Source organism: Myxococcus sp. CA040A, from assembly GCF_013336725.1.
Classification (GTDB): Bacteria; Myxococcota; Myxococcia; order Myxococcales; family Myxococcaceae; genus Myxococcus; species Myxococcus llanfairpwllgwyngyllgogerychwyrndrobwllllantysiliogogogochensis.
Genome location: NZ_JABUMR010000011.1, coordinates 196,317 through 209,275, shown reverse-complemented (window position 1 = coordinate 209,275; position 12,959 = coordinate 196,317). Strand labels below are relative to the sequence as shown.

The following is a 12,959-nucleotide window of genomic DNA, read 5'->3' as shown; positions in this document are numbered from 1 at the left end:
GTCAGAAGAGGAAGTCCGTGGTGAGGAAGTCCGACTCCCGCCGGGTCAGGATGGATTGGACGAGCGTGGTGTTGGCGGGCGTCGTCTTCGTGGCGACGAGCGTGCGGATGGAGAACACGCGCAACGCATCCGCGACGGACAGCGTGCCCTCGGCCGAGTCCTTCCTCCCGTTGAAGGGGAAGGTGTCGGGGCCTCGCTGGCACTGGCAGTTGAGGTTGATGCGGCCGACCTGGTTGGAGAACGCGTCGATGAAGCGGCCGATGCGCGCCGAGTCCTTTCCGAACAGGCTCAGCTGCTGGCCGAACTGGGAGTTCACCACCAGCCGCACCACCTCCTCGTCCTCGTCGAACACCATCACCGGGACGACGGGGCCGAACTGCTCCTCGCTCGCCAGTCGCATGTCCTGCGTCACCGGGTACACCACCGTCGGCGCGTAGAAGGAATGGGCCGCCTGGCCTCCCGTCGCGTTCACCACGCGCGCACCCTTGGACACCGCGTCGTCCACGAGGCCCTGGAGGTAGTCCGCCTTGCCCGGCTCGGGCAGGGGCGTGACGGAGACGCCCGGCTCCCACGGCATGCCGGGCTTGAGCTGGTCCACCGCGGCGGTGAACTTCTTCAGGAAGGCATCGACGATGCTCCGGTGCACCACGAGCAGCTTGAGCGCCGTGCACCGCTGGCCGTTGAAGGACAACGTCCCGGTGATGCACTCCTTCACCGCCTCATCCAGGTTCGCGTCCTCCAGGATGATGGCCGGGTTCTTCGCGTCCAGCCCCAGCACGGACTTCAGACGGTGGGGCCGGGGGTGCATCTTCTTCAGCTCGCTGGCGCCCCGGTTGGTGCCGATGAAGGCGAAGAGGTCCACCTGGCCACTCTCCATCAGCGCGCCCACCGTCTCGCGGCCCTTGCCGTAGATGATGTTGATGACGCCCGGCGGGAAGCAGTCGCGGAACGACTCCAGCAAGGGGCGGATGAGCAGCACGCCGAACTTCGCCGGCTTGAACACCACCGTGTTGCCCATCAGCAGGGCGGGGAAGAGCGTGCTGAACGTCTCGTTGAGCGGGTAGTTGTAGGGCCCCATGCACAGCGCCACGCCCATGGGGGCCCGGCGAATCTGCGCCATGATTCCCTGCTCCTGCACGAAGCGGGACGAGGTGCGGTCCAGCTCCTTCAGCGCGCGGATGGTCTCCACGATGAGGTCGATGGTGCGGTCGAACTCCTTCTCGGAGTCCGGCTGCGTCTTGCCAATCTCCCACATCAGGAGATTCACCACCGCCGTGCGCTGGGCACGCATCGCCACCACGAAGCGCTCGACGGCTTCGATGCGCTCGGCGACCTTCATCGTCGGCCAGACCCCCCGGCCCAGGTCATACGCCTTCACGGCCGCAGCGAGCGCCTCCAGCGACTCGCGAGAGGTGAGCAGCGGCGTGGCGCCCATCACCTTCTGCTTCAGGCCCTCGGGCGTCTGCACGTAGACGGGGCTGCGCACGGGGCTGAGGTCTCCCGCCCACGTCCGGAGCTCGCCGCCGACCAGGTACTCGCGCTGCTCGAGATAGGCGGGGAGCCGCACACCCGGGGGAATCTGCTCGTCGGTCGGAAAGAGGTCAGCCAGTGCCGTCATGGGGGCCCTTTTTAACGGACCCCTCGCGGACTGGCACTCCTTCCAGCGTCCCTAGAAGGAGGTCTGGAGGCCCCCTCGCCGCCGGACATCCAGTGTGGCGCAGTGGAACGAGCCGCCGAAGGAGTTGAAGTTCCGGACGTCGCAGAGCAGTGGTTTGAAGCCCTACTTCTCCGACGCGGGGCCCGTGGAGCGGCGCACCGGGCTGTCGTGCTGCCCGTACCTCATGGGCGGCCGGCTCCGGGGGCTGGAGGCCTGGGTGGCGCACTTCATCCGGAGCGAGGGCTGAGCACGGGCGCGTGCCTTGGGGAATCGAGCGAGGCGACGACCTCCGGAAGGTGGGGGCAGGCGACCGGGGGCTGGCGGATTGCCTGGCCTGGGGGCTTCACGGTCGGCTGACCGCATGAGCCCCCGGGGCTCCCATGCGTAGATCTGGAGCGAGTCCCGCTTCCCCCTGGAAGGGACACGGGGGCGATGGGGTTCGTGAGGGAGGGCGCGCGAGGGTGTCCGTGAGGACGCGCCGCGCAGTCGTTTCAGGAAGGAGCCGCGCGTGATGCACGAGGGGGATGCCTCCGCCGCTCGGGTGGGGGACTTGCTGGCCGGTTGGGAGAGTGAGCTGAGGGCTCGCTACGTACGCCGGGTGGAGCGGGAGCGCGGTCCCCGGGGCCTCGCCGAAAGCAGGCTGGTGGAGCTGCTCCCGGTGCTCCTGGAAGCCCTCACCCGGGCGCTCTGGGAAGCGCGCGTTCCTCCGTCTCCCGCCATGCTCCATGCCCTGCGCGTCGGGCAGGCGGAGCGCTGGCAGGAACGCCCGGACGCGGACGTGGGCCTGCTGGCGCGAGAGTACGGCCTGTTCCACGACTGCCTGCTGGAGCTGCTCGAGGAGGTCGGGGCGAGAGCGTCCCTTCGTGAGCTGCGAATCGTGGAGGCGGTGCTGGCGGAGGCGACCGCGGACGCGGTGAGCCGTCACTCGGCGAACTCCCACATGCATGATGACGGCGCCTGGCTCCAGGCCATCATCGACCACGCCCCGCCCGTCATCTTCGCGAAGGACGCACAGGGGCGCTTCGTCCTCGTCAACCGGAGCTTCGAGGAGGCGCTGGGGATACCGCGCTCGCGCATCCTCGGGAGGACGGACTACGGCCTGTTCCCCTTCGATGTGGCGCACAGCAACCGTGAGCACGACGCGCGGGTGCGCGACACGCACGCGCCCCTGATGGCGGACGAGTACATCCCCGGTGTGAAGGGCGTGCGCACCTGGTTCGCCATGAAGTTCCCACTGCCCGGCGGGGCGCGACCGGACGGGCCCTTCGTCTGCGGCATCTCCACGGACATCACCGACATCCGCCGCACGAACGCGGCCCGGGACTTCCTGCTGGAGGCGGGGAGGGTGCTGTCAGGCTCGCTGGAGCTGGAGGCGACCCTCCGGAGCCTCGCGGGCCTGGTGGTGGCGCACCTGTCCGACTACTGCACGGTGGACCTGCTGGATGGGGAAGGGAAGCTCGTCCGGCTGGAGGCCGCCGCGAGGGAGCCTTCGCGCCAGGAGCTCATCCGCCGCATCATGCCCTACGCTCCCCGCGTGGACGTGGACACGCCGCTGAGCCGGGCGCTGGCGCGAGCCGAGGCCCTCGCCGTGCCCCAGGTGACGCCGGACTGGTTGGAGTCCGTGTCCACCAACGCGGCGCACCGCGCGCTGCTGGAGGCCCTGTCGCCCCGGTCCTCCGCGCTGGTGCCGCTGGTGTCTCGCGGGCGCGCCCTGGGGCTCATCCACCTGGTGTGGACGCGTCCGCATGCGCCCGCGGAGATGGAGGCGCTGGTGGAATTGGCGCGAGGCGCGGCCGACCGCGCGGCGGTGGCCATCGAGAACGCGCGGCTGTACCGGGAGGCGCGCGAGGCGGTGCGGGTCCGCGAGGACGTGGTGGCCATCGTGAGCCACGACCTGCGCAATCCCCTCAACGCCATCCACCTGACGGCCACCGCGCTGCTCCGGCGCGCCGGGCTGTCCGAGGAAGGGGTGAAGGGAATCGGACGCATTCGCGATGCGACGCAGCGGGCCACGCGCATGATTCGCGACCTGCTGGACTTCACCCAGGCGCGCGTGGGCGAGCGCATTCCCATCCGGCCGCGTCCCATGGACCTGCATGGACTGATACGGCAGGCCGTGGATGAGCTGTTGCTCGCGCATCCCCAGCGGCATGTCCACGTGGAGCTGCACGGAGACGGGCGGCTGGACGCGGACGAGGACCGGCTGGCGCAGGTGGTGACCAACCTGGTGGGCAACGCGCTCCAGCACAGCGAGCCGGGCTCGCTCGTGCGGGTGGTGCTCCGGCAGGAAGAGGAAGGCGTGTGCCTGGAGGTCCACAACGCGGGCGCTCCCATTCCTCCGGACCTGTTGCCCACCCTCTTCGAGCCGTACCGGCGAGGCCCCGAGGCACGCACGAATAAAGGCAGCATCGGCCTGGGGCTCTACATCTCCCGGCAGATTGTCCTGGGGCACGGTGGGCGCATCGACGTGGACTCCGCCGAGGAGGGCACCCGCTTCAGGGTGTGGCTGCCTCGCCCGGTCGAACCTGGGCTTCGCCCGGAGAGGTGGGGTATTCATCCGTCAGGTACCCCATGAAAAACCCCATCATCGCGACACGAGAACTCGGCCGAGGCGCCGCACGGTTTCATGACCTTGTCTACATCATCAGCAAGGGCAAGACGCTGCTCAGGGACGAGATTGCGCATACCAGCGTGGTGAGCGTCGACGGTGGGGACTGGGCCGACGGCGTGGACACGACCTGGAACTCGACGGCCATCGCGGTGGCGCGACAGCCCTCCGAGAAGATGGTCGTGGTGGGGGAGGATGGAGAGGTCGTCACCTACGTCGGTGGGAAGAGCAAGAACGAGGCGCTGAAGCCCGCGCCGGTGATGATTCGCAACGCGCGCGAAATCGCGGGGTGGGTCTACGCCTGTGGGATGAAGCGACAGGTCTACAAGCGCATCGGCGAGGCGAAGTGGGTGGCGATGAACGCGCCTGCCGCGGAGGCCACGAAGAAGGCGGGCTTCGAGGCCATGGACGGCACCTCGGAGACCGACCTCTATGCCGCGGGCTGGGGCGGAGAGGTGTGGCGCTATGACGGGAAGAGCTGGTCGCCCTGCGAGAGCCCCACGCGCGTCATCCTCAGCGCCGTCTGCTGCGCGTCGGATGGCACCGTCTATGTGGCGGGGCAGAAGGGCGTGCTGCTCAAGGGGCGCGGAAGCGCCTTCGCCGCGGTCCCCTGGGCGGAGGAAATGACGAGTGACTTGTGGGACCTGTGCTGGTTCCGCGGCAAGCTCTACGTCGCCACCCTGTCCGCGCTGTACACGTTGGAGGGCGACAGGCTCGTCGAGGTCGACTTCGGCGAGGCGGGAACACCCACGTGCTACGGGCTGGCGACCGCGGAGGACGTGCTGTGGTCGATTGGCCGCGACGACGTGGCCTCGTTCGACGGCACCACGTGGAAGCGCTACGAGTGACGCATCGCCGCGCCCGTGGCGCGCGGGGAAGACAGCTCCCCGCGCGTCAGGGACTCATCGGCTCAGGCCATCAAGGGTAGGAGATGGACTCGACGAAGGACGGGTGGCCTGGATGGCACGCGGCCTCCACGTCGGCACCGACGATGGTGCCGCGCAGGATGCGGCTCGGCTGGCCCGGCCGCTTCACCGTGAGGGTGTAGGGCAGCGGGCTGTCGTCGCCATGCGTCGTCTCGAAGCTCGTGGTCTTCAGACAGACGTCATAGATGCCTCGCGCAGGCGCGGCCTCCTCCCCGCCGGGCGCCCGTGCCTGCTCGCCGGTGATGCCAGCCTCGTAGGTGACGAGCTCGCCGGAGGGCGTCCGGATGATGAGCTGGGTGTCCAGCGCCTGCTCCCACGTCGCGGTGAGCTGGAACGGCGTCACGCTGGTTCCGCAGACTCCGGACGTGCAGGTCCTCCCGCTGGCGCAGGTGTTGCCGCAGCAGCCGCAGTTCGCCTCGTCCGTGTTCGCGTCCACGCACCGCCCCGAGCATTTGACCTGCGGCGCCGGGCAGCTGCCGGGCACGCAGTCAAAGCCGCCGGTCTGATTCACGCACCGCTGGCCCGGGGTGCAGGTGTGCGTCCCGAGCGTGCACTCGTTGATGTCATTGCAGGTGCGCCCGTTGCCCGAGTAACCCGCCTTGCACGTGCAGTTGTAGCTGCCCTGCGTGTTGCTGCAGGTGGCGTTGACGGAGCACTGCGAGGTGCCGTTGGTGCACTCGTTGATGTCGTTGCACGTCCTGCCGTTGCCCGTGTAGCCGCCCTTGCACGCGCAGGTGTAGCTGCCTTGCGTGTTGGAGCAGGTGGCGTTGACGGAGCACTGCGAGGTGCCGTTGGTGCACTCGTTGACGTCCGTGCACGTCCTGCCATCGCCCGTGTAGCCGCCCTTGCATGCGCAGGTGTAGCTGCCCGGCGTGTTGCTGCAGGTGGCGTTGGTGGAGCACTGAGAAGTGCCGTTGGTGCACTCGTTGACGTCCGTGCACGTCCTGCCGTTGCCCGTGTACCCGCCCTTGCACGCGCAGGTGTAGCTGCCTGGCGTGTTGGTGCAGGTGGCGTTGGCGGAGCACTGCGAGGTGCCGTTGGTGCACTCGTTGATGTCGTTGCACGTCCTGCCGTTGCCCGTGTAGCCACCCTTGCACGTACAGGTGTAGCTGCCCGGCGTGTTGGTGCAGGTGGCGTTGGTGGAGCACTGAGAAGTGCCGTTGGTGCACTCATTGACGTCCGTGCAGACGCTGGGCTGGCCCGAACAGGCGTACCCCGGCTCCACCTGGCAGGTGGCGCTACAGCCGTCGCCCCCCGTGCGGGCGCCGTCGTCACAGCCCTCGCCCGTCACCACCCTGCCATCGCCGCACAGCGGTCCCGTCGCCTCCACCGCGTCCACCTGGTAGAGGGCGGCCAGCCCGCCCCGCAGCTTCACGAAGCGATAGGGCGTGGCATTCGTATAGGGGACCAGCGCCGTATAGGTGCCGAGCCCCAGCTCGATGAGCCGCACCTGTCCGGTGGTGATGACCGTCATGTCGGCCCGCAGGAACTCCACCTGCGCCACCACCGCCACCGTCAGGCCCCGGTAGTGGATGCGCAGCGGGCCAGTGCCTTCCTCGCCTTCGCCCATGTCCAGGTTCAGTGAGCCGCCCAGGGCCGCGAGGAAGCTCGCCACCGTCCCATTCGGCGCGCCTATTGCGTTGTTCGGGTTGAGGACGGCGACGACACCGCCCGGTGCCACCGCGTCCGCGTAGGGGTCTATCGCGAACTCGGACACCTTGTCCGTCGAGTCCTCTTCCTCCTGCTTCGCGGACTCGTCGTTGGCGGGGGAATCCCCCTCTGAATTGACACCACAGGCGCCGAGAACGGTGAACATCAACACCGTGCTCAGCGTGTGCCACAGCGTGGCCCTTCGATTGAACTCCATGTTTTGCTCCATTCCACTCAACAGACCGACAGCTCCCGAGGTCAGTCAGTCCTTCGGGAAACCGCCGGAATCCATGAAATGCATGGAGTTCAGTTCGCGCCTGGAGACCTTGCGCTTGTCTGGCGAAGCACGTGTGCCAATCGACAGGCGCCGCGTTGAGTATCGCGGCGGTGCGCCGAACGCGACATCAGGGGGGACCTGCAAGGCACGCGCGGGTGCCTGGGCTGCGGGGTGTGTTGCGGGCGAGCTTCCGTTACGGCTTCTTGCGCCAGGCCTTGAGCTCCGCCTTCTTCTTCGCGCCCACTTCATCCAGCCTGTCCTGCCAGCGTTTGCGGTAGGGCCGCAGGGCGGCGGCCACGGTGCGCGCGACGACGAGGTTGCGGTACCACTTGGAGTCGGCGGGGACGATGGTCCACGGGGCGTTCTTGGTCGACGTGCGCGCGAACACGTCCTGGTAGGCCTGGGTGTAGTCCGCCCAGTGCCGGCGGTCCTCCCAGTCCCCGGCGCTGATCTTCCAGGCCTTGCGCGGCTCCTTCTCGCGGTCCAGCAGGCGCTGCTCCTGTTCCTTCTTGCTGATGTGGAGGAAGAACTTCAGGACGATGGTGCCGTTCTCGGAGAGCATCTCCTCGAAGTCGCGGATGTGCTCGTAGCGCTTCGTCCAGAGAGATTTGGGCGCCAGGTCATGGACGCGCACGGCGAGCACATCCTCGTAGTGGGAGCGGTTGAAGATGGAGAACTCGCCCTGGCGGGGCGTATGGCGGTGGATGCGCCAGAGGAAGTCGTGCTCGCGCTCCTCGGTGCTGGGGACGGCGAAGGAGGCGACGCTGACGCCTCGGGGATTGAGGCTGCCCACCACGTGTTTGATGGTGCCGTCCTTGCCCGCCGTGTCGCGGCCCTGGAGGACGATGAGCACGGAGTTCAGGCGCGCGCCCCACTGCAGGTCCTGGAGGTCGAACAGCTCCTCGCCGAGCGCGTCGAACTCCGCCTTGGCATCGGCCTTGAGGGCCTTCTTCGGCGGAGTCGTGTCGATGCTCTCCAACCGCACCCTGGCTCCCTGTCTCGCGCTGGTGATGAGTTGCATGGCTTCCTTTCCATCCGTTCCGGGGACTCGCGTGGGGGCTGGCGTCGTCGCTCCAGCCGTCCCCTGGTATCGCCCGGAACGGGCTGGGGCTGAACCATTCATGCCCCCGTCATGAAGACTCCGTGAAGATGTGAGCACAGTGGGCCGCGTACCTCGGAGGGGCCGCGGCGAGCCTGCTCCGTGCCTCCTCCTCGAGCCGCGTCTTCGCCGAGGCCGTGCCGGGGGAGGGGTGATTTACATTTCGAGGGGGCTGAATTATGGGGGCCCATGACGCCACTGCTCCCCGACCCCGATGGCGAGCTGGATGCTCGCAACCCGCTGGTCATCACCGTGGATGACCTGCTCACCGACGACGAGTGCCGGGCGCTGGTGGAGCGAATCGAGGAGGCGGGCCCGACGGCGGCGCCCATCACCACCTCCTCGGGCTTCGTGATGCGTCCCGACATCCGCAACAACACCCGGGTGATGTTCGACGACTACGAGCTGGCGGACCTGTTGTTCCAGCGCATCTCGCCGCACGTCCCGCGCCGGCTGGAGCGTCAGTGGGAGCTCTCTGGCACGAACGAGCGGCTTCGGTGCTACCGCTACGACGCGGGGCAGTACTTCGCCCCGCACTTCGACGGGGCCTTCGTGCGCGACCGTGACGAGCGAAGCCTGCTCACCTTCATGGTGTACCTGAACGACTGCACCCACGGTGGCGCGACGAACTTCCTCTCGCTCGACCGCTCCGTGACGCCGCGTACGGGCACCGCGCTGCTCTTCAACCACCACCTGCTCCATGAAGGGGCGGAGGTCACCGCGGGCCGCAAGTACGCGCTGCGGACGGACCTGATGTACCGGCGCATCCGCTCGTGAGCCGGCGCTGACCCGCGGTGCCTGGCCCTCCACGCGAGGTGCCACGGGCTCCGGAGCAAGAGGCCTCCGGAGCCCGTTCCTTCAGGGCTCAGTGAATCTCGATTTTACAGGTGGCACTGCAGCCGTCGTTGTTCTGGCCGTTGCCGTCGTCGCACTCCTCGCCGGAGGTGAATTGAACGACGTGGTCTCCGCAGCGAGGCCCCAGCACGCAGCCCGGCGCGCATTCGCCGTAGCCCCCATTGTTTGTGCCGTCGTCGCACTGCTCCCCTTCATCGACGATGAAGTTGCCGCAGAGCGCGCTGCACTCGGTGTGCCGGGTGGTGAAGTCGTGGAGGGTGAGTCGGTACGAGGACGCGGTGGTGTGGCGCTCCGCCTGGAACACCGCGACCTCGTAGATACCGCCTGGCGTGAGCCCGAGCCGCGTGGCCTGGTTCGACAGGCTGACGTTGCCACTCATCGCGCCGTGTACCCCGCCCATGTCGAGGGCGAGGATGCGATTGATGAACACCCAGACATCGTCATCGCCTCGGAAATCGAGGACCTCGGTGCCCTTGTATTCGAACCAGTAGCGCGTCTCGCTGGTGAAGCTGAAGTTGCGCGGCCGGGCGGGGTTGCCGTTGTCGCCGCGCGAGGGCTCCTGCCCGGAGGCGACCCAGCCCAGGTTGTCCAGTGGGAAGAAGCTCTGATTGTCGAAGAGGTACGAGCCATTCGGCTGCCGGTGGAGGATGAGCGTCCCGACCTCGGGCTTGTTGACGAACGCCGTGTCGCGGAACCACTGGGCGAAAGCCGCGGCTCCGTGCGTCGTGAGGGAGGACTGGCCCTCCTTCGCGTACGCGGGCTTGCCGTTCGCATCCAGGGTGTTCTTCACGATGCCGGTCTCCGCGCCGTTCTTGTTCTCGAAGTCGATGTGTCCCCTCGGCAGGGAACTGGAGGCCGGCAGGTCGTAGCCCCGGAAGTCGCGGTAGACGATGGGGAGGGCCACCTGGGCGGGAGGTGACTCGATGGTGATGACGCATTGGAAGCCGGGTTCGAGCTCACACGACGACGAGCAGCCATCATGGGCGCGCGTGTTGCCGTCGTCGCATTCCTCGGTCGTGTCGTTCGGCAGCAGCACTCCGTCGCCGCAAACGGACTCACAGACGCCGTTGGTGCAGAGAGGCTCCCTCATGCAGAGCGGGGAGCAACCGTCGCCGGTGTCGTTGTTGCCGTCGTCGCACTGCTCGGTCCCTTCGGTCACCTGGTCGCCGCAGGTGGTGCGGCTGCACGGCTGGCCGACAATGGGGCACTTGTAACCGGACTCCAGACGGCACGAGCCGTTACAGCCGTCCGCGGAGGCGGTGTTGCCGTCGTCGCACTCCTCGTGTCCGGCGCGGATGCCGTCGCCGCACGCCTCCGCGCTGCAGGCCCCGCCGTTCACCGGGCAGACCCAGCCGGGCTCCACGGCACAGCTCGTGTCGCAGCCGTCGTTGCTCGTCGTGTTTCCGTCGTCGCAGACTTCCTGGCCTTCCGGCTCGCCGTCGCCACACACGGGAAGCAGGACGCAAGGTTGGCCGGCCTGCTCGCACGCCCAGCCGGGTTCGACCTCGGCGCAGTTCGCGGAGCAGCCGTCGCCGCTCACCGTGTTGCCGTCGTCACAGGCCTCTGGGAGGTGGCGATTGCCATCGCCACAGATGCTCATTCCGGCGTCGGGTTCAGGGGCAGGTCCCCCGTCAAGCGGCCCCGCGTCCGGCTCTGGTGCCGGTCCCCCGTCGAGCGGCCCCGCATCCGGCTCCGGTGTCGGTCCCGCGTCGAGCGGCCCCGCGTCCGGCTCCGGTGTCGGTCCGGCGTCGGTCTCCGGTATCGGTCCGGCGTCGGTCTCCGGGGTCGGTCCGGCGTCGGTCTCCGGGGTCGGTCCGGCGTCGGTCCCTGGGGTCGGTCCCGCATCGGTCTCCGGGGTCGGTCCCGCGTCTTGCTCTGGCTGGGGGCCCGGCCCTCCGTCGGTACCCGTGTGGGTGCCTGAGTCCTCCTCGTTGCCGGGCGTGCCGGAGTCCTCTCCGCCGTCGGGCGGGCCCGCGTCGCCACCGCTGTCTGGGATGGACGCATCGGGGGGCTGGGTACCGGCATCCGTGTTGGGGGAGTCGTCTCCGCCGCACGCGGACAAGACGAGGAACAGGGTGGCGAGCAATGCGCTCAGCGACCGCGAATGAACACGAGGAATCGGCATAGGGATGAGAGAAGGAAGTGAGGGTTGAGGCGGAACTTGGAGGGTGACGGACTCCAGATGTTGTCGATCGGCGATGGCCCGCTGGGCGCAGCATGATGCCCGGAACCGCTGACATCATTGGGTGTTGTCCCCCGCGCTTCGGACGTTCAGGAATGCTTGAGATTTGTACCATGGTGACAGGTGCCACCCCATCGACAGACCATGGGCCGCCCGCCCCCGGGTGTAGCCCCGGACCCACGGAGGGAGATATCCGCTAGGGTCGCAGACCCCCGTGATTGGAGTCCCCATGCGACCCTCCTCCCTGGTCCTGCTCCTGCTGCCCCTGACTGGCGCCGCCGCCGTGAAGAACGTCTCCACCGTGGCGGAGCTGCAAGCCGCGCTCGCATCGGCGAAGGCCGGTGACGACATCGTGCTCGCGGACGGCACCTACACCGTGAACGCGAACCTGGACTGCAAGGCGGAGGGCACCGAGGCCCAGCCCATCACCGTACGCGCCGCGAATCGCCATGCGGCCCTCATCCGCTTCAACGCCGTGGAGGGCTTCAAGGTGTCGGGTCGCTCCTGGGTCTTCGACGGGCTCACCATCGAGGGCATCTGCGCGCGAGACCCAGACTGCGAGCACGCCTTCCACGTCACCGGCCACGCGGAGGGCTTCGTGTTGCGCCACAGCCGGGTGCGCGACTTCAACGCGCAGCTCAAGGCCAACGCGACGAAGAACACCGAGGGTGTCTTCGAGATGCCCCACCGAGGGCTCATCGAGCACAACGACATCTACGACACGCGCCCGCGCGCGACGTCGACTCCCGTCACCAAGCTCAACATCGACACGGGCGACGACTGGGTGGTCCGCGACAACGAACTGCACGACTTCTCCAAGCAGGGCGGCATCTCCTACGGCGCCTTCATGAAGAGCGGTGGCAAGCGCGGCCTCTTCGAGCGCAACCGCGTCGTCTGCGCCAGGGACCTGCCGGCCTCGGACACCCGGATTGGCCTGTCCTTCGGCGGCGGCGGAACGGGGGCAGCGTTCTGTGCGCCAGCCTTCGATGCGAACGTGCCGTGTGACCCCGAGCACTCGGATGGCGTCCTGCGAAACAACATCGTCGCGAACTGCTCGGATGTCGCCGTCTACCTGAACCGGGCCACGCGCACGAAGGTGCTGTTCAACACCTTCATCGGCACGACGGGCGTGGACTTCCGCTTCGCGTCCTCCACCGGCGAGGCCCACGGCAACGTGTTGTCGTCCGTCATCCGGGGCCGCGACACCGGCAGCTTCACGGCGGGCACGAACTTGATGAACGTGGCCACCGCCACCTGGACGTCCTGGTATGCCGCGCCCCTCCAGGGCGACTTGACGCTCAAGGGCTCCGTGTCCCAGCTCGTCGGCGCCGCCGCCCCCAATGCCCTCGTCAGCGAGGACTTCTGCGGGCGTCCTCGGCCCTCCACCGGGGCGCACACGCTGGGCGCGCTGGAGCATTCGCTGGGCAACTGCGAGCCGGGCACGGGTGAGCCCGACGCCGGTTCCGGAACTCCCGACGCGGGCTCGGGCCAGCCGGACTCGGGGAGCGGCAACCCGGACGCGGGGCCTTCGGATGCGGGCTCTTCGGACGCGGGTCCGGGGCCGGACAAGGACGCGACTGGGGACGACGGTGGATGCAGCGCCAGTCCGGGCCTGTGGCCCCTGCTCCTCGCGCTGCTGGTGCCGCTGAGCCTGCGCCGCCGCTTCCGCCGCGAGTGAACGCGGTGGGCCCCTGGCTTTCCCGTC

The 12,959-nt window shown here is 68.4% G+C and carries 9 protein-coding genes; 5 read left to right on the top strand and 4 right to left on the bottom strand.

All coding sequences use genetic code 11. The features are described 5' to 3' along the window. Position 1: 1 nt before the first annotated feature. Positions 2-1,618 (bottom strand): NADP-dependent glyceraldehyde-3-phosphate dehydrogenase, encoded by a 1,617-nt coding sequence (locus tag HUA75_RS39335; RefSeq protein WP_174489384.1) that lies wholly within the window; start codon positions 1,616-1,618, stop codon positions 2-4. A 94-nt stretch (positions 1,619-1,712) separates the two neighbouring features. Here HUA75_RS39335 and HUA75_RS39330 point away from each other — a divergent pair, with 94 nt between their 5' ends. The 3 genes from HUA75_RS39330 to HUA75_RS39320 all read left to right on the top strand — a co-directional run bounded on the left by HUA75_RS39330 (position 1,713) and on the right by HUA75_RS39320 (position 5,113). Further along, complete coding sequence (locus tag HUA75_RS39330) at positions 1,713-1,904, top strand: hypothetical protein (protein WP_174489383.1); 192 nt, start codon at positions 1,713-1,715, stop codon at positions 1,902-1,904. 264 nt (positions 1,905-2,168) lie between these two features. Next, entirely contained in the window at positions 2,169-4,232 is a 2,064-nt protein-coding gene (locus HUA75_RS39325; RefSeq protein ID WP_246137564.1) for an ATP-binding protein, read from the top strand. Continuing rightward, complete coding sequence (locus HUA75_RS39320) at positions 4,229-5,113, top strand: hypothetical protein (protein WP_217446487.1); 885 nt, start codon at positions 4,229-4,231, stop codon at positions 5,111-5,113. The genes HUA75_RS39325 and HUA75_RS39320 overlap by 4 nt, the downstream gene beginning before the upstream one ends. 70 nt (positions 5,114-5,183) lie before the next feature. Here the strand turns inward: HUA75_RS39320 and HUA75_RS39315 are convergent, their stop codons facing one another. Together HUA75_RS39315 and HUA75_RS39310 are read right to left on the bottom strand one after the other, a co-directional pair. Beyond that, positions 5,184-7,058, bottom strand: coding sequence for an EGF domain-containing protein (locus HUA75_RS39315; protein ID WP_174489382.1), 1,875 nt, complete (start codon positions 7,056-7,058; stop codon positions 5,184-5,186). A gap of 253 nt (positions 7,059-7,311) precedes the next feature. After that, a complete protein-coding gene (locus HUA75_RS39310; protein WP_141646447.1) occupies positions 7,312-8,139 on the bottom strand; it encodes a PPK2 family polyphosphate kinase in 828 nt (275 codons plus the stop codon). Positions 8,140-8,406: 267 nt separating this feature from the next. Here HUA75_RS39310 and HUA75_RS39305 point away from each other — a divergent pair, with 267 nt between their 5' ends. Beyond that, complete coding sequence (locus tag HUA75_RS39305; protein ID WP_141646446.1) at positions 8,407-8,994, top strand: 2OG-Fe(II) oxygenase; 588 nt, start codon at positions 8,407-8,409, stop codon at positions 8,992-8,994. 88 nt (positions 8,995-9,082) lie between these two features. Here the strand turns inward: HUA75_RS39305 and HUA75_RS39300 are convergent, their stop codons facing one another. Then, complete coding sequence (locus HUA75_RS39300; protein WP_254628008.1) at positions 9,083-11,158, bottom strand: DUF4215 domain-containing protein; 2,076 nt, start codon at positions 11,156-11,158, stop codon at positions 9,083-9,085. 325 nt (positions 11,159-11,483) lie between these two features. Between HUA75_RS39300 and HUA75_RS39295 the strand changes: the two genes are divergently transcribed. Next, on the top strand, positions 11,484-12,932 hold the full coding sequence (locus HUA75_RS39295; RefSeq protein WP_174489380.1) for a chondroitinase-B domain-containing protein: 1,449 nt from the start codon (positions 11,484-11,486) through the stop codon (positions 12,930-12,932). Positions 12,933-12,959 lie beyond the last annotated feature (27 nt).